This is a genomic window from Roseovarius sp. (genome assembly GCF_965277045.1).
GTDB lineage: Bacteria > Pseudomonadota > Alphaproteobacteria > Rhodobacterales > Rhodobacteraceae > Roseovarius.
Genome location: NZ_OZ255712.1, coordinates 3,064,198 through 3,080,376, shown reverse-complemented (window position 1 = coordinate 3,080,376; position 16,179 = coordinate 3,064,198). Strand labels below are relative to the sequence as shown.

The following is a 16,179-nucleotide window of genomic DNA, read 5'->3' as shown; positions in this document are numbered from 1 at the left end:
CCAACAGGAAAACGCATGACGACCCTGCCCGATTTCCGGCTGGAAACCCATTTCGCCAAGTGGGAATTCAAGGCCCGCCACCACATGACCGCCTCGGACGCAGAGAGCATGTCCCTTCCCGAACTGCTGGCCATGGCCAACCCCGAAGACCGCGACGGGTTCGAGAATATGTGGCTGGGCTATACCGAAACCTACGGCGCGCCCGAACTGCGCGCGGCGATTGCCGCAACCTACAAGGCGCAACCGGCGGACAACATCCTGTGTTTCGCCGGGGCCAGCGAAGGCATCTTCGCAGCAAACACCGTTCTGCTGGATGCAGACAGCCACGCCATCGTGGTCACCCCCAACTACCAGTCGCACGAAAGCCTGCCCCTGGCGATCTGCGAGGCGACCGGCGTACCGCTCGATCCGAACGACAACTGGTCGCTCGACATCGACCGGGTGCGCGAAGCGATCCGCCCCAACACCCGCCTGCTGACCATCAACTTTCCGCACAATCCCACCGGCGCGATCCTGCCGCGCGACCGCTACGACGCGCTGATCGAGCTTTGCCGCCACCACGGCATCTGGATCCTGCATGACGAGATCTTCAACGGGCTGGGCCCGTCGGACGCCGAACACCTGCCGTTCATCGCCGATGTCTACGAACGCGGGCTCTCGCTGGGCGTGATGTCGAAATCCTACGGCCTGCCGGGGCTGCGCGTCGGCTGGATCGCCTGCCAGGACCGCGAGGTGCTCAGCCGGATGGAGCGGATGAAGCATTACCTGTCGATCTGCAATTCCGGCCCCAGCGAGCGGCTGGCGCTCATCGCGCTCAAGAACCGCGATGCGATCCTGGCGCGCAACTGTGCCATCGTGGACGAGAACCTGCCCAAATGGGACGCGTTCTTTGCCCGCCATCCCGATCTTTTCGAGTGGCGGCGCCCGGATGGTGCCTGCATGGGCTTCCCGCGCTATCTGGGGGCGGACGGCGTCGAGGAATTCGCCCGCAAGCTGGTGGAAGAGTCGGGCGTTCTTCTGTTGCCTAGCACGATCTACCGCTCCGACCTCGGGCTGACGCCGACAGACCGCTTCCGCCTCGGCTTCGGGCGGCGCGGGCTGGACGACGGGCTGGCGGCGATGGAGGCGCATCTGACGCGCGCCGGCTGATCGGAGCCCGACGAAATTCGTGCGAATTTCGTGGGGCCTACCGCAGGTCGTACACCAGGCGCGGCAGCATCCGGCCCGGGATCGCCTCGGACGGGGCCGCGCCTGCGGGACGGCAGCCCATGGCGACATAGAAAGGCACCGCGCCGGGATCGGACTCGACGATCATTTCCGTGGCCCCCATGCCGCGGGCCGTCCCGACCGCCCATTGAAACAGCCGCCGCCCGGTTCCCATGCCCATATGCGCAGGATCGACGAAAAGCCTTTGCAGATAACAGCCCTCGTCCCCGTTCGAGACCTGCACCATGCCGAGCAGCGTCTCGCCCTCGACCTCGGTGATCGTCGGAATGTCCGTCAGGTCGGCCTCGGTCAGCGTCAGCACCGGCACGCAGGCGGCCATGAACTCCGCGTCATATCCCCAGTAGGCCTTGGACCGCAGGCACAGGGCGGTCAGGTCGGCAAGATCATTGGCGGAAGGTTGGCGCAATTCGGGCATGACGCAGCCTAAAACGAAAACGGGCGGGGATCATCCCCGCCCGCGTGTTCATTCAGTCTCTGACCGGATCACTCGTATTCCGGACCCAGCGCTGTCAGGCCCTTGAGGATGTCGATGGCATAGGCCAACTGGTAGTCTTCCTCGCGCAGCTTGGCGGCTTGCTCGACCTTCTCGCGGTCTTCCTCGATCTGGCGGATCTCGTCCTCGCTCAGGCTGTCATTGTCGAGACGCCCGCGCAGGTCCGCCTCCGAGCGGTCAAAGCGGTTGGCGGGGTTTTCCTCCTCGTCCTCCTCGCTTTCCTCGGCGCGGCGCGGCTGGTCCACGATGATGTCCGGGCTGACACCCAGCGCCTGGATCGAGCGGCCCGACGGCGTGTAATACCGCGCCGTGGTCAGGCGCATCGCGCCGTCGCCCCGCAGCGGCATGACCGTCTGGACCGATCCCTTGCCGAAGCTCTTGGTGCCCACGACGATGGCGCGGCGGTGATCCTGCAGCGCGCCGGCGACGATTTCCGACGCCGAGGCCGACCCGCCGTTGATCAGCACGACGATGGGCTTGCCCTCCGCCAGGTCGCCCGGCTTGGCGTTGAAGCGCTCGCCATCCTCGGGCGCACGGCCCCGTGTGCTGACGATCTCGCCCTTTTCCAGGAACGCGTCGCTGACCTGGATCGCCTGGTTCAACAGGCCCCCGGGGTTGTTGCGCAGGTCCAGCACGATGCCGTTGATCTTGTCGATGCCGCCCGCGTCCTCGATCTGCTCGGCCAGGCCGCTTTCCAGGTTGCGGAAGGTCTGGTCGTTGAACGTGGTCACCCGCAGCACGACGCTTTGCTGCTCGGTGCGCACCCGCACCGCGGTCAGCTTGATCGTGTCGCGCACGATCGACACGTCGAAGGGTTCCGCCTCGCCTTCTCGGACCACGGTGATGACGATCTCGCTGCCCACGGGGCCGCGCATCATTTCCACCGCCTCGTCCAGGGTCAGGCCCAGCACGCTTTCGCTGTCCACATGGGTGATGAAATCGCCGGCCTCGATGCCGGCATTCTCGGCCGGTGTGCCGTCGATCGGCGACACGACCTTAACGAATCCGTCTTCCTGCGTCACCTCGATGCCAAGCCCGCCGAACTCGCCGCGGGTCTGCACCCGCATGTCGGCGGCATCGTCGGGGCTGAGATAGCTGGAATGTGGATCGAGCGAGGTCAGCATGCCGTTGATCGCGGCCTCGATCAGTTCGCCTTCGTCCACTTCCTCGACATATTGCGAGCGGATTCGCTCGAAAATATCGCCAAAGAGGTCAAGCTGTTCGTAGACATTCGTCGTCTTGGCCGCCTCCTGCGCCAGAAGCGGCGCGGCGACTTGGGTTGTCACGACCGCGCCCGTCAGGCTGCCGACGAGGGCGGCGATCAGAAACTTCTTCATCGGGTTGCTCATCCTTCGCTTGTCTCGAACCAGGTCTCCGGATCGACGGGTTCGTTGTCTTCTCGCAGTTCTATATAAAGGGTTTGGCTCCGGGACGCACCCGCATCTTTTTCATTCTCGATCAAGAGCGCGTTAGCATCCTCGCCGGCCTCGCCCTCGGGCGCGCCCATCATGCCGATCGGGCTGCCGCCGGGCAGAACCTCGCCGATTTCGCCGTACACCACGTCAAGCCCGGCAAACACCATCAGAAGGCCCGCCTGCGGCTCCAGGATCACGACGTTGCCGTAATCCAGAAGCTCGCCGCGATAACGCAGCGTGGCCGGGGCCGGCGTGGTCACCAGCGCCCGGGGCCGGGTCGCCATCAGGATGCCGGGCCGGACGATCCCGGCGGCATCGGCCTCTCCGGCACGGCGCAGGATGCGCCCCTCGACCGGCAGGCGCAGGCTGCCCTTGCGGGCGTCGATCCCGGGCAGCGATCCGGGCACCTCGTCGACCGCGATCTGGCTCAGCCCGCTGGCGAACCCTTCCAGCGTTTCGGTCGAGGCCACCAGCAGCGCGGTCTTCACCGGGTCCTCGACGAACCGGCGCGGCAGGTCGGTGCGGTCGGCAATCGCCTGGCTCAGCGCGGTGCGCGCATCCTGTGCGCCCTTCAGCCCCTCGCGCAGGGTGTCGAGCGCGTTTTGCTGCAACTGCCGCAGCACGGTCACCTCTTCCAGCTCGGCTCGCAGGGCGGCGGCGCGGGTTTCCAGCGCCGGGGTGACATCCGACAGGATCATGCCCGACCGCGCCGTGCCGATCGGGCCGGAAGGATGCAACAACAGCACCGGCCCCTCGGATTGCGCCATGCTCTGCAACACGCCCAGAAGGCGGGCGATCTCGTCCTCGCGCGATTGCAGGCGGCGCGACAGCGCCTCTTCCTGGATGGCGGCGCGGCGCAGGCCCTCGCGCATCGCTTCTAGCCCGTCCTCGTAGGCGCCCACCACTTCGGTCAGAGCCTTCACGCGGTTGGCCGCGCCCTCGGCCGCCTCCATCAGCGCCGCGGCCCGGTTCAGGCGGTCCGACGCAGCCCGCGCCTCCGTGCCGGGGTCCTGCGCCAGGGCGGGGGCGCCGCCCATGAGCGCCAGCGAAAGAAGCGCCGCGCGGATCATTCCAGAAGGCTCGTCCCGGTCATCTCGTCCGGCTTGGGCAGGTCCATCAGGTCCAGCACCGTGGGCGCCAGGTCGGCCAGCCGCCCGTCGCGCAGACGCGCGCCCTCGGGCGCGCCCCTGACGATGACCGGCACCGGGTTGGTGGTATGCGCGGTATGCGGCCCGCCGGTCAGCGGGTCCACCATGGTCTCGCAATTGCCGTGATCGGCGGTGACGATGATGGCGCCCCCCGCCGCCTCCAGCGCGTCGAGCACCCGGCCCAGCCCCGCATCCACTGCCTCGCAGGCGCGGATCGCCGCCCCCAGGTCGCCGGTATGGCCCACCATGTCGGGGTTGGCATAGTTCACCACGATGAAATCGTAGCCTTCGGCGACGGCCTCCACCAGGTGGTCGGTGACCTCGCCCGCCGACATCTCGGGTTGCAAATCATAGGTCGCCACCTTGGGCGACGGCGCCATGTACCGCGCCTCGCCGTCCTCGGGGGTCTCGCGCCCGCCGGCCAGAAAAAAGGTCACATGCGGGTATTTCTCGGTCTCGGCGGTGTGGAACTGGCGCTTGCCATGCTGCGCCAGCCAGGCGCTCAGCGTGTTCACCGGCTGCTCGTCGGGAAAGATGCAGTCCATATAGGCGCTGTGCCGGCGCGAATACTCGGTGAACCCGCTGACGGCGGAAAAGGCCGGGCGCCTGCCGGTCTCGAAATCGTCGAACTCGGGGTCGGCGAAGGCCGCCAGGATCTCGCGCGCCCGGTCGGCGCGGAAATTCAGGCACAACAGACCGTCGCCGTCCTTCATGCCGTCATAATCCCCCAGAACGCGCGGCTTGATGAACTCGTCGGTCCGGCCCTTGGCATAGGCCTCGTCGATGCCGCAGGCGGCGGTATCGGCGGTGTACCCCTCGCCATGGGCCAGCGCCTCGTAGGCCAGTTGCACCCGGTCCCAGCGGTTGTCGCGGTCCATCGCGTAATACCGCCCCGACACGGTGGCGATCCGGGCCCCCATGGGCAGCGCCGCGCGCAACGCCTCCAGGTATACCTTGGCCGAGGTCGGCGCCACGTCGCGCCCGTCGGTGAAGGCATGAATGGCCACCGGCACACCCCGTGCCGTCAGCGCGTTGGCCGCCGCGATCATGTGCCCGATATGGCTGTGCACCCCGCCATCCGACAGCACGCCCAGCAGGTGCGCGGTGCCCCCCGCGGCCTCGACCTTGTCGGCAAACCGGATGAACCCGGGCAGGGCGCCGAACGTGCTGGTCTCGATCGCCCGGTCGATGCGCCGCAGATCCATCTCGATCACCCGGCCCGCGCCGATATTGAGGTGCCCCACCTCGGAATTGCCCATCTGCCCCTCGGGCAGGCCCACGTCATGGCCATGGGTGATCAGCGTGGCGTTCGGACAGGTCTCCATCAGCCGATCGAAATGCGGCGTCGCGGCCAGCGCGGGCGCGTTCGCCTCACGCTCCTCGCTGATGCCCCAACCGTCGAGAATACACAAAACTACGGGTCTTGGCGCGCTCAATCCTGCCTCCTGAATCCTTGGCCGCTTCTAACCCGTCTGAACCGGGTGGTGAACCGCTTTCTTGCCCGCTTCCTCTGGCCCGAAATATCCCGGGGAGTTTGAGGGGCAGCGCCCCTCATCACCGCTACAAAGTGTGGCGCAGCCACCCCGCAAGGTCACGCCCGGTGATAGGGCGCCCCCGCCAGGATCGAGGCCGCGCGGTAAAGCTGCTCGGCCAGCATCACCCGGGCCAGCATGTGCGGCCAGACCATCTTGCCGAAGGACAGCGTGACCTCCGCCCGGTCGCGCAGCGCGGGCGCGATCCCGTCGGCGCCGCCGATCACGAAGGCCACGTCGCCGCGGCCCGTGTCGCGCCAGCCGGCCAGATTGTCCGAAAATTCAGGAGATGTCAGCAGCTTGCCGCGCTCGTCCAGCGCCACGATCACCGCCCCCTTGGGCAATGCGCGCTCCAGCAGCTGCGCCTCGGCCTCCATGCCGCCGCCCTTGCGGTCCTCGACCTCGTGCATCTCTGCCGGGCCAAGCCCCAGGCTGCGTCCGGTCCGGTCGAACCGGACCAGGTAATCATCAAGCAAGGCGCGTTCCGGGCCGGTCTTCATCCGGCCCACCGCGCAGATATGGACGCGCATTCAGCTCTTGGCGGCCTGGGCTGCCCCGTGACCCTGAAGCCACATCTTTTCAAGCTGATAGAAGTCCCGCACCTCGGGGCGGAAGACATGGACGATCACGTCGCCCGTGTCGATCAGCACCCAGTCGCCCGCGTCCTTGCCCTCGACCTTGGTCAGCACGCCCATCTCGGATTTCAGCCGCTCCGAAAGCTTTTCGGCGATGGCCGTCACCTGGCGCGAGGACCGGCCCGAGCAGATCACCATGTAATCGCCGATCGGGGACTTGCCCCGAAGGTCGATCTGCACGATCTCTTCGGCCTTGTCTTCGTCGAGTGCGGAAAGGATGCGCGCAAGCTGTGCGTCACTGCTTGTCGCCATGTCGGACGCGCTCAAACCCGCGCCCCTTTCAGCGGCCGGAGCCGCGTCGATTGTAAGAGACAGGACATTGTCCTCCTTCTACTACGCACCGATCCGCCCCGGTGCCGAGCGTGACACGAAAATAGCAACTGGCGTGTCACAATTCAATGAAGGCTTTCCCGAAGCGCCCGGGCCTGTGGCCCTCGCGCCCCGGAAAACGGCAGCATCCCGCCACGTACACCCGACTTGTGTAGGACTCCGCGCCCTTACCAGCCTTCCTCGGTGTGGATGCGGTCGCCGGGAACGCCCAGCTCCTTCACCGCGTCGCGCATCGCATCGACATAGCCTTGCGGCCCGCAGATATAGACCTGACCGGACAGATTCGCGTGAGCCTCCAGGAACGCCTTGTCGACCTTGCCATGATGCAGCCCGGAGACGTCCTCGTCCGACAGCACATGATCGACCTTCAGGCCGTCCATCCCCTGCCATTCGTCGCGCAGGATGATGTCCTTCTCCTTGCTGTTGGAAAAGATCAGCTGACAGCCGTCCAGATCACCCTCTTTCGCCCGCTTCCGCAGGATCGCGATGAAAGGCGTGACGCCCGCACCCGCAGCCAGGAACAGCCCCGGCCCCTCATCGGTGATCGCGCCGAAGGGTCCGTCCAGCGTGACGTGCTCGCCCGGCGCCAGGTCTGGCAACTTCTCGGTCACGCCGTCATGCGACGGGTAGCTCTTGATCGTGAATTCCAGATGACTGTCGGCGGGCAGCGAGGTGAAGGTGAAGGGTCGCCCCTCCTCCTGCCAGCCGTCGCGGCACATCGCCAGTTCTGCAGCCTGCCCGGGCTGAAACTCAAAGCCTTCGGGGCGGTCGAACACATAGCGATGCGTGTCGTGGGTGACATTTTCCTGCGATTGCAGGGTCAGCGTATGGGCCATGAGATTTCTCCTTTTGGCCCGGTAACGCCACGGTCAGCCGCCTTGTTCCTCTGCCGCGCCATCCTGCGTCGCTTTGCCCGGTCCAGCCCGGTCCAACGCCCGCGTGCCCAGTTCCGAGCCTTCCAGTACCTTGACCTCGCGCTGCGGGAAGGGGATCGAAATGCCGTGCTGCTGGAACGCGTCCCACAGCGCCAGGTACACGTTGCCGCGGATGTTGGTCAGCCCCGCGGTCGGGTCGCTGATCCAGAACCGCAGGATGTAATCCACGCTGCTGTCGCCGAAGCCCACGATGTGGCACACCGGCGCCTTGAAGGACAGCACACGCTCCACGCCCTTGGCGGCCTCGATCGCCACCTTGCGCACCTGGTGCGGGTCGTCGCCATAGGCGGTGCCGAAATAGATATCCAGCCGCACGAATTCGTTGGAATGCGACCAGTTCACCACCTGCCCGGTGATCAGGTCCTCGTTCGGAATCAGGTATTCCTTGCCGTCCCGCGTGGTGATCGAGATATACCGCGCACCCAGAGAATTGATCCAGCCGAACGTCTCGCCCAGGCTGATCACGTCACCGGGCTTGATCGACTTGTCCAGAAGGATGATCACCCCCGACACCAGGTTCGACACCACCTTCTGCAGGCCAAAGCCGAGACCCACGCCGATGGCGCCCGACAGCACCGCGAGCCCGGTCAGGTCCACCCCCACGGCGCGCAGGCCGATGAAGAAGGCCGCGCCATAGAGCGAGATCTGGATCACCTTGACCGCCAGCACCTGCATCGACGGCGAAATGTCCTTGTTCGAGCGGATGCGCGAGGCCGAGGTCGTGGACACGAACCGCGCCAGGAACATCAGGAACGCGATCATCGCGACGGCCTGCAACACGATCCACAGCGACAGGCGCATCTCGCCCAGGTGCACCGACGCGCTGTCCAGGATCTGGATCGTCTCGTCCGTCAGCCCGACGATCGACAGGGTGACCCATGTCCAGGCGGCATAGCGCACCATGCCGCGCAGGAACGCGTTGCCGATCAGCCGCGTGATGACCGCGATGAACAGCCACGCCGTGGCAAGGCTCGCCATGACGCCGATGAGGTAGGATCGGCTGGGCCATGTCACCTCTTGCATGATCCCGTAGACCGGCCAGATCAGAAGCACCATGAAGATCAGGCGCAAGCGCCGGTGCATCATCACCAGGAACCGCATCCGCCACTTGGGCCAGCCTTCGCGGGTGCGCATCCAGTTGTGCAGGTGCGGGCCGAAGATCCGCGCCAGGATCGTCGCCGCAACCCAAAGCCCGATGATGATCCCCACCTGGTAAAGGCTCCATGGCCGCAACAGACCGGCCACGAACAATTGCGCCTGTTCCCACAGCCCGATGGCGATGGTCTGGGCCTGTTCGATCGCGTCGTTGGCGGCGTCCGGCGTCGCCTCGGCGGGCGAGCTCATGCCGGCCTCCTCGCCGGTCGCGGTGTCTGTGACGGCGTCCTCTTCCATGGCAATACCTTACACGCCCCCCGCTTGTGGACAAGTCGCGCTGGACAGTGGCCGCATGGCCTCTAAGCTGTTGTGAACATTCGGCGCGGCCCCGTCGCCGCCCCGGACCGCGTCATAAGAGGAGGAGCCGCGCCCATGTCCACGCTACTTGTCACCCACGAGGACGGTCTCAACCACGTCACGCCCGATGGCCACCCCGAACGCGTGGCGCGGCTGGAACACCTGTGGCCCGCGCTCGATGGCAAGGACGTGATCCGGGCCGAGGCGCCGCTGGCGACGGATGCCGACCTCACGCTGTGTCATCCGCAGGAGTACGTCAGCATGGTCCGCGAGGCGATCCCGGCGCAGGGCTTCAACCAGCTCGACGGCGACACGTGGCTGTCGCCGGGCTCGTTCGACTGCGCCTCGCGCGCCGTCGGCGGCGCGATGCTGGCGGTGGACAAGGTGCTGGATGGCGAGGTCGGCAACGCCTTCGTCGCCATGCGCCCGCCGGGCCACCACGCCGAAACCGCGACGCCGATGGGCTTCTGCCTGTTCGGTACCGTCGCGATTGCCGCGAAACACGCGCTGGAACGCCACGGCCTCAGCCGCGTCGCGGTGGTGGATTTCGACGTGCATCACGGCAACGGCTCGCAGGACCTGCTGCGCGGCGAGGCGCGCGCGCTTTTCATCTCGTCCCACCAGATGCCGCTCTGGCCCGGCACGGGCGGCGCGCATGAAACCGGCGATCACGACAATGTGCTGAACGTGCCCTTGGCGCCGGGCACGGCAGGGCAGGGGTTCCGGCAGGAATACGAAGGCCAGGTCTTTCCCCGGCTCAAAGAGTTCAGGCCCGAGCTGATCCTGGTCTCGGCCGGCTTTGACGCCCATGCCGACGACCCGCTGGCCAACCTCAACTTGCGCGAGGACGATTTCGCCTGGGTCACCCGCCGCCTGTGCGAGATCGCGGCGGAACAGTGCGAAGGCCGCCTGGTCTCCTGCCTCGAAGGCGGCTATGACCTCAATGCCCTGGCCGCCAGCGGGGCGGTGCACTTGGACGAGTTGATCCGCGCGGCGGGCTGAGCGACAGGCCGCCCTGCCGTGAGGTAAGTTAACGGTTTCACCGAAAATTCATGGAAAATGCCGCGCCGCGGCATTATCTTCCCGTCAGGGAGGACACCTCTGCCCGGGCATGGCCCGCGCCAAGGAGTCCAAGACCATGAATGCCGACGTCACTCATGACAAGATATTGATTCAGCCGGATATTCGCCGCCTGTGGCCGGCGGATAAACGGCTTTTGCTGGACCATTTCGCCCGGCTCGACCGCGAAACCCGCCGCCTGCGCTTCGGCGCCAGCGTGACCGAAGATTTCGTCGCCGGGTATGCCGAAACCCTGCTTGGCCTCGACAGCGTCGTCTACGGCGCGTTCGTTGACGGGGACCTGCACGGCGTCGGCGAGCTGCGGATGCTCCTGAACAGCTGGCCCGTGCGCGCCGAGATCGCCCTCAGCGTCGATCCCGACTGGCAGCACGAAGGTATCGGCGACGCGCTTTTCGTGCGGATGCTGGCGGCGGCGCAGAACCGGGGCGTGCGCTCGCTTTACATGATGTGCCTGCGCGAGAACGAACGGATGCAGCGCCTCGCGCGCCGTCACGACGCGACCCTGACCTTCGACATCGGCGAGGTCGAGGCCACGCTTGACCCGCCCTGGCCCACGGCGCTCTCCCTGGCCGAAGAAATGGTGGGCGAAACCCGCACCTACCTGCACGCGGTCCTGCGCCCGCCGTTCTGAAAAATCGACAGTCCCCCAGAAAATTCGTACGAATTTTCTGGGGCGCAGATTATTCGTAGAATAATCTGCGACACCCCGCGCCTTCACTCCGCCGCGTATCTCTGCCGCGCGGCGCTTTCCTGCAGCAGCCAATGCGCCACGATGGCGCTTTCATTGCGCGGCTCGACCCCCTGCCGCCGCAGCAGGTAATAGCCCGAGCGCGTGCGCACATGCTCCGCGCCCATGGGCCGGATCAGGTCGCCCGATTGCAGGTGGTGGTCCACCAGGTGCCCCCAGCCCAGCGCGATGCCCAGGCCATCCCGCGCCGCCTGGATCGCCAGTGGATAGGTGTTGACCGACGCCGACGGCCGCACCTTGTCGGGATCGGCGCCGATCCGGTCCAGCCAGGTGCGCCAGTTCAGCCATTCGGCATGGTTGTTGCTGACCTCGATCAGGTCGTGCCGCCGCAGCGCGTCGACACTGTCGATGCCCGCCCGCCCCTGCAGGTAGCCCGGCGCGCAGACCGGAAACACCGTCTCGCCGAACAACCGCGTCGCCTCGAACCCCGGCCAGTCGCCCTCGCCGCGCAGGATCGCCAGGTCCATGTCCTCTGCCAGGCACTCGGCATCCACGTCGGACGACGTGAGCGCGATGGTGATGTTGCAATTCGCCTCGTGAAACGCCCGCAGCCGCGGCATCAGCCACAGCGACGAGACAGAGTTCGTCGCGCCCAGCTTCACCGTGCTTTTCTCCAGTTGCGCGCACATGTCCTCGGACACCCGCACCAGCGTCTTCAGCGCCGGCGCGATGCCGGACAACAGCTTGCGCCCCATATCCGTCAGCCGCACCGAACGGTGCCCGCGCACGAACAGCGCGCACTGGTAATGCTGTTCCAGCAGCCGGATCTTGCGGCTGATGGCGGTTTCCGAGACGTTCAGTTCCTTGCCCGCCGCGGCAAAGCTCTCCAGCTCCGCTGCCACCTCGAAGGCCAGCAGGTAGTCAAGGCGCGGCAACACGGCGCGATTGCGCAGCATCCTTCACACTCCTCAAACTCGGGACAACGCCACGAGCCTAGCCGTGGCTGTAGCCCTTTGCCAAACATTTTTAGAGGCATGGCACAAAAAGTTTATAATCAGAGTTCCACCCGGTCTTTGCGATACTGCGCCCGCTAACAAAGGGCCGGCACGCAGAATCAGGCCCGACAGCCAACTGGGAGTTAACATGAAAATCAAAGCATTGATGTCCGCGACGGCCATCGCCCTGGCCTCCGCCTCGGCCGGTTTCGCCGCCGAGGACAGTTCCGAACCCATCGTCATCCCGCTGCACAACTGGTCCAGCCAGCTCGTGATGAGCCATGCCGTGGGCCAGATCTTCGAGGAGATGGGCAACAACGTCGAATACGTCACCACCGACAGCCAGGCGGTCTACGAATCGATCCGCCTGGGCGACGTGACGCTGGAACTGGAAGTCTGGGAAGGCTCGTTCGGCGAATCCTTCCGCACCGCGCTCGACAAGGGCGGCATCGTCGACGCCGGCGATCATGACGCCGTCACGCGCGAGGACTGGTGGTACCCGATGTGGACCAAGGACGCCTGCCCGGGGCTGCCGGACTGGAAGGCGCTCAATGACTGTGCCGAACTGTTCGCGACGCCCGAGACCGGCGACAAGGGCTTCTTCCTCGACGGGCCCGTCGACTGGCTCAAGCACGGCAAGGAACGTGCCGAGGCGCTGGATCTGAACTACGTCGTGAAAAACGCAGGCTCCGCTGCGGCCCTCTGGGCGCATATCGCCTCTGCCGAGGAGGACAAGAAGCCGATCATCGTCTTCAACTGGACCCCGAACTTTGCCGAGGCCGTCTGGCCGGGGGAATTCATCGAGTTTCCCGAATGGGAAGAAGGCTGCGACACCGACCCGTCCAAGGGCCCCAACCCTGACGCGCTTTACGATTGCGGCAACGCCGCCAACGGCTATCTGAAAAAGGCCGCCTGGGACGGTATGGAAGAGAAATGGCCCAACGCCTACGAAGTGCTGACCAAGATCTCTTTCACCAACGCCCAGATCGCCGAGATGGCCAAGCTGGTCGATGTCGACGATTACGAACCCGAGGAAGCGGCTGAAATCTGGCTGGAGGACAACGAGAGCGTCTGGAAACAGTGGTTGCCCGGCGGCGACACCTGACCCGACCTTTCGCGTTTTCCCTGTCCGGCTCCGTGCCGGGCAGGGGACTTGCCGGCGGGCATGCCCTGCCGGCGGCAATTCAAGGACGTCCTCACCCATGACCACCGACAGCCCCGTCATCTCCTGCCGCAACGCGTGGAAGCTTTTCGGCACCAATCCGCGCCGGTATCTGAAGTCGATGCCGCCCGGGCACAGTTACGAGGATATTCGCGCCGACGGCTATATCGCCGGGGTCAAGGATGTCTCGGTCGAGGTTTCCAAGGGCGAGATGCTGGTCATCATGGGGCTTTCGGGCTCCGGCAAGTCCACGCTTGTGCGGTGCTTTTCGCGCCTGCACGACATCACCGGCGGCACGATCGAGGTCGAGGGGCAGGACATCATGGCCCTGCCCGAGAAAGACCTGATCGAACTGCGCCGCTCGAAGATGGGCATGGTGTTCCAGTCCTTTGGCCTCTTGCCGCACCGCACCGTGCTGGAAAACGTGGCATTCCCGCTGGAAATGCGCGGGCAGGACCGGCACGCGCGCCGCGAACGCGCGCTGGAAGTGATCAAGCTGGTGGGGCTTGAAGGCCGCGAGGAGTATTTCCCGCGCGAGCTCAGCGGCGGCCAGCAACAGCGCGTCGGCATCGCGCGGTCGCTCGCCATCGAACCCGATATCTGGTTCCTGGACGAGCCCTTTTCCGCCCTCGACCCGCTGATCCGGCGCGAGATGCAGGATGAATTTCTGCGTCTGCAGGAATTGCTGGGCAAGACCATCGTCTTCATCACCCACGATTTCGACGAGGCGCTGCGCCTCGCCGACCGCATCGCCATCATGAAGGACGGCGCGATCGAGCAATGCGACACGCCCGACCGCATCGTGATGGACCCGCAGACCGAATATGTGCGCAAGTTCACCGAGGACGTGGACAAGGCCCATGTCGTGCACGCCAGCGTTCTGGCGAAACCCGTCAACGGCCATGCCGTCGAGGGCGACGCCATCGCGGGCGACCGCACCATTCACCAGATCGCGCGCCAGCTGGTCAGCGACCCGCGCGAGCATTTTCCCGTATCGGGCAAGGACGGCAAAATCATGGGCGTGATGGCCCGGGCCGAAGCACTGGAGGTGCTCCTGGGGGAAAGCGCCAATGGCTGATGTCGCCACGAACGCCACCCGCACCTCCCTGTCGATGCGCCAGCCCGGCACCACCCGCGACCCCGTGCTGGTGGCGCTGCTTGTGGCCGCGATCCTGCTGTGCGCGGCCAAGCCGGTTCTGCCCGATTTCCTGATCCGCCTGCCCGAGGCATGGATCCCGCCGCTGGCGCACTGGCTCGATGTCTTCTTCGACGCCATCACCGGCGACATGCAGCAAGGGCGGTTCGGCCTGATCTACATCACCCGCTGGTTCGCCGAAGGCCCGCTGGACTTCCTTTTGGGGTTCACCGCCAATTTGCTGGAGGGCAAGTATCGCTGGCCCTACATGGCCGATCCCATCCCGTGGGCCGCCGTGGCGGGGTTTGCGGCCGTCATCGGCTACTACCTCGGCGGCTGGAAACTGTCGCTGCTGGCCGGGGGCACCTTCGTCTGGACCGCGTTCATGGGCCAGTGGGAAATCACCATGCAGACCCTTTCGGTGCTGCTGGTCGCCGCGCCCCTGGGCTTTTTCGTAGGCCTGATCGTCGGCATCACGGCGTGGAAATACAAGGCTTTCGACAACGCGATCAAGCCGATCCTCGCCGTCATGCAGACGCTGCCCTTCTACACCTACCTCCTGCCTGCCGTGATCTTCTTCAAGGTGGGCCCGACCGCGGGCGCCATCGCCACCACGATCTATGCCACCCCGCCGATGATCCTGATGACGACGGTGGGCCTGAAAAAGGTCTCGCCCGAGATCGTCGAGGCCGGCAAGATGTCGGGCGCCACCCGCTGGCAGATGCTGACCAAGGTATTCATCCCCTCGGCCCGCACGGAAATTCTCGTCGGCGTGAACCAGGTCATCATGCTCTGCCTCGCCATGGTGGTTCTCACCGCCTTCATCGGCATGCCGGGCCTGGGCGGCAAGCTGCTCGCCATGATGAACTCCCTCAAGCTGGGCCGCTCCTTCGAAATCGGGATCACCATCGTGCTGGTCGCCATCACCCTCGACCGCCTGTCCAAGGCCTGGGTGCGCAAGCTGCCCGAGCATCACCCCAAGGACACGCCCTTCTACATCCGCTACAAGTACACCGTGCTGTCCGTGGTGGTCTTCGCCGGGCTCTACCTTCTGGCCCAACCCGTCGAGATCCTGAACGAGGTCGGCCGCCGCCAGTCGCTCTCCATGGGGCGCGAGATCGACGGCGTGTTCGAGGCGTTCCTCAACCTCGATTCCGTCGAGGCAATCACCGGCACCATCCGGTATGTCCTGAACGTCTGGGTCCTGATCCCCTTCCGCGACGCACTCCTGTGGATCCCCACCTCGGCCTTCATCCTGCTGGTGGTGGCCTTCGCCTATGGCGTCGGCGGCAAGAAACCGGCGATCTGTGCCGCGATCTTCTTCTCCATCGTCGCCTTTTCCGGCTGGTGGGACCGCTCGGTCATCACGCTCTATTCGGTGCTGTCGGCCATGGCGATCTCGATGCTGATCGGCATTCCCATCGGCATCCTCGCCGCGCGGTCGGAAAAATGGTCCGAACGGATGCTGCTGGCCTGCGACACCGCGCAGACCTTTCCCAGCTTCATCTACCTGCTTCCCGCGATCATGCTCTTCGGGATCACCGACACCACCGTGGTGCTGTCCATCGTGATCTTCACCATGGTCCCGCTCACCCGCTACACCATCGAGGGTCTGCGCAGCGTGCCCGCCGAGATGACCGAGGCCGCCGACATGGCCGGCTGCTCGCGCTGGCAGAAACTGACCTCGGTGCAACTGCCGTTGGCGATGCCCACCATGGCCGTCGGCTTCAACCAGGGCATCATGTTCGCCTTCTTCATGGTCATCATCGCGGCCTTCATCGGCACGCAGGACCTGGGCCAGGAACTTCAGCGCACGCTGGCGGGCACAGACTTGGGCAAGAACTTCGTCCTGGGGATCAACGTCTCGCTCATGGCGCTCACCTTCGACATGGCGATCCTCAGCTGGGCCAACCGCCGCAAAAAGGCGTTGGGCCTCGATTGATGGCACAATT

The 16,179-nt window shown here is 65.6% G+C and carries 15 protein-coding genes; 6 read left to right on the top strand and 9 right to left on the bottom strand.

Translation table 11 applies throughout. The features are described 5' to 3' along the window. The first annotated feature begins 15 nt into the window (after positions 1-15). Positions 16-1,149, top strand: coding sequence for an aminotransferase class I/II-fold pyridoxal phosphate-dependent enzyme (locus ACQY4V_RS15390; protein ID WP_428513131.1), 1,134 nt, complete (start codon positions 16-18; stop codon positions 1,147-1,149). 37 nt (positions 1,150-1,186) lie between these two features. Here the strand turns inward: ACQY4V_RS15390 and ACQY4V_RS15385 are convergent, their stop codons facing one another. From ACQY4V_RS15385 to ACQY4V_RS15350, 8 genes are all read right to left on the bottom strand, one after another. Next, entirely contained in the window at positions 1,187-1,642 is a 456-nt protein-coding gene (locus tag ACQY4V_RS15385) for a GNAT family N-acetyltransferase (protein ID WP_428513129.1), read from the bottom strand. A 68-nt stretch (positions 1,643-1,710) separates the two neighbouring features. Further along, positions 1,711-3,057, bottom strand: coding sequence for a S41 family peptidase (locus ACQY4V_RS15380; protein WP_222452174.1), 1,347 nt, complete (start codon positions 3,055-3,057; stop codon positions 1,711-1,713). Positions 3,058-3,065: 8 nt separating this feature from the next. After that, the gene (locus tag ACQY4V_RS15375; RefSeq protein WP_428513127.1) at positions 3,066-4,205 is read right to left on the bottom strand and encodes a murein hydrolase activator EnvC family protein; all 1,140 of its coding nucleotides are present in this window, start codon (positions 4,203-4,205) and stop codon (positions 3,066-3,068) included. Beyond that, a complete protein-coding gene (gpmI, locus tag ACQY4V_RS15370) occupies positions 4,202-5,719 on the bottom strand; it encodes a 2,3-bisphosphoglycerate-independent phosphoglycerate mutase (RefSeq protein WP_428513125.1) in 1,518 nt (505 codons plus the stop codon). The genes ACQY4V_RS15375 and gpmI overlap by 4 nt, the downstream gene beginning before the upstream one ends. A 155-nt stretch (positions 5,720-5,874) precedes the next feature. Beyond that, complete coding sequence (gene rlmH / locus ACQY4V_RS15365; RefSeq protein ID WP_428513123.1) at positions 5,875-6,345, bottom strand: 23S rRNA (pseudouridine(1915)-N(3))-methyltransferase RlmH; 471 nt, start codon at positions 6,343-6,345, stop codon at positions 5,875-5,877. After that, entirely contained in the window at positions 6,346-6,702 is a 357-nt protein-coding gene (gene rsfS, locus ACQY4V_RS15360) for a ribosome silencing factor (protein WP_428513121.1), read from the bottom strand. 245 nt (positions 6,703-6,947) lie between these two features. Then, entirely contained in the window at positions 6,948-7,616 is a 669-nt protein-coding gene (locus ACQY4V_RS15355; RefSeq protein ID WP_428513119.1) for an FAD-binding oxidoreductase, read from the bottom strand. Positions 7,617-7,649: 33 nt separating this feature from the next. Then, complete coding sequence (locus ACQY4V_RS15350) at positions 7,650-9,059, bottom strand: mechanosensitive ion channel family protein (RefSeq protein WP_428517267.1); 1,410 nt, start codon at positions 9,057-9,059, stop codon at positions 7,650-7,652. A gap of 183 nt (positions 9,060-9,242) precedes the next feature. Here ACQY4V_RS15350 and ACQY4V_RS15345 point away from each other — a divergent pair, with 183 nt between their 5' ends. Both ACQY4V_RS15345 and ACQY4V_RS15340 read left to right on the top strand, forming a co-directional pair. After that, positions 9,243-10,169 (top strand): histone deacetylase family protein, encoded by a 927-nt coding sequence (locus ACQY4V_RS15345; protein ID WP_428513117.1) that lies wholly within the window; start codon positions 9,243-9,245, stop codon positions 10,167-10,169. Between the two features lie 136 nt (positions 10,170-10,305). After that, positions 10,306-10,878, top strand: a complete 573-nt coding sequence (locus ACQY4V_RS15340; protein WP_057793188.1) for a GNAT family N-acetyltransferase — start codon at positions 10,306-10,308, stop codon at positions 10,876-10,878. Between the two features lie 83 nt (positions 10,879-10,961). On the opposite strand, the gene ACQY4V_RS15335 is transcribed toward ACQY4V_RS15340, so the two are convergent. Continuing rightward, positions 10,962-11,891: a LysR substrate-binding domain-containing protein gene (locus ACQY4V_RS15335; RefSeq protein ID WP_428513114.1), complete on the bottom strand. Its 930-nt coding sequence runs from the start codon at positions 11,889-11,891 to the stop codon at positions 10,962-10,964. Positions 11,892-12,078: 187 nt separating this feature from the next. Between ACQY4V_RS15335 and ACQY4V_RS15330 the strand changes: the two genes are divergently transcribed. The 3 genes from ACQY4V_RS15330 (at position 12,079) to ACQY4V_RS15320 (ending at position 16,169) form a co-directional block, all read left to right on the top strand. Further along, positions 12,079-13,035, top strand: a complete 957-nt coding sequence (locus ACQY4V_RS15330; protein ID WP_428513112.1) for an ABC transporter substrate-binding protein — start codon at positions 12,079-12,081, stop codon at positions 13,033-13,035. Between the two features lie 97 nt (positions 13,036-13,132). Then, a complete protein-coding gene (locus ACQY4V_RS15325; RefSeq protein ID WP_428513110.1) occupies positions 13,133-14,170 on the top strand; it encodes a quaternary amine ABC transporter ATP-binding protein in 1,038 nt (345 codons plus the stop codon). Then, the gene (locus ACQY4V_RS15320) at positions 14,163-16,169 is read left to right on the top strand and encodes an ABC transporter permease (protein WP_428513108.1); all 2,007 of its coding nucleotides are present in this window, start codon (positions 14,163-14,165) and stop codon (positions 16,167-16,169) included. The genes ACQY4V_RS15325 and ACQY4V_RS15320 overlap by 8 nt, the downstream gene beginning before the upstream one ends. Positions 16,170-16,179: the final 10 nt, after the last annotated feature.

Coding starts and splice junctions, on each gene's coding strand:
- ACQY4V_RS15390 (WP_428513131.1), top strand. CDS start 16: ATGACGACCCTGCCCGATTTCCGGCTGGAAACCCATTTCGCCAAGTGG.
- ACQY4V_RS15385 (WP_428513129.1), bottom strand. CDS start 1,642: ATGCCCGAATTGCGCCAACCTTCCGCCAATGATCTTGCCGACCTGACC.
- ACQY4V_RS15380 (WP_222452174.1), bottom strand. CDS start 3,057: ATGAAGAAGTTTCTGATCGCCGCCCTCGTCGGCAGCCTGACGGGCGCG.
- ACQY4V_RS15375 (WP_428513127.1), bottom strand. CDS start 4,205: ATGATCCGCGCGGCGCTTCTTTCGCTGGCGCTCATGGGCGGCGCCCCC.
- rlmH (WP_428513123.1), bottom strand. CDS start 6,345: ATGCGCGTCCATATCTGCGCGGTGGGCCGGATGAAGACCGGCCCGGAA.
- rsfS (WP_428513121.1), bottom strand. CDS start 6,702: ATGGCGACAAGCAGTGACGCACAGCTTGCGCGCATCCTTTCCGCACTC.
- ACQY4V_RS15355 (WP_428513119.1), bottom strand. CDS start 7,616: ATGGCCCATACGCTGACCCTGCAATCGCAGGAAAATGTCACCCACGAC.
- ACQY4V_RS15350 (WP_428517267.1), bottom strand. CDS start 9,059: ATGAGCTCGCCCGCCGAGGCGACGCCGGACGCCGCCAACGACGCGATC.
- ACQY4V_RS15345 (WP_428513117.1), top strand. CDS start 9,243: ATGTCCACGCTACTTGTCACCCACGAGGACGGTCTCAACCACGTCACG.
- ACQY4V_RS15340 (WP_057793188.1), top strand. CDS start 10,306: ATGAATGCCGACGTCACTCATGACAAGATATTGATTCAGCCGGATATT.
- ACQY4V_RS15335 (WP_428513114.1), bottom strand. CDS start 11,891: ATGCTGCGCAATCGCGCCGTGTTGCCGCGCCTTGACTACCTGCTGGCC.
- ACQY4V_RS15330 (WP_428513112.1), top strand. CDS start 12,079: ATGAAAATCAAAGCATTGATGTCCGCGACGGCCATCGCCCTGGCCTCC.
- ACQY4V_RS15325 (WP_428513110.1), top strand. CDS start 13,133: ATGACCACCGACAGCCCCGTCATCTCCTGCCGCAACGCGTGGAAGCTT.
- ACQY4V_RS15320 (WP_428513108.1), top strand. CDS start 14,163: ATGGCTGATGTCGCCACGAACGCCACCCGCACCTCCCTGTCGATGCGC.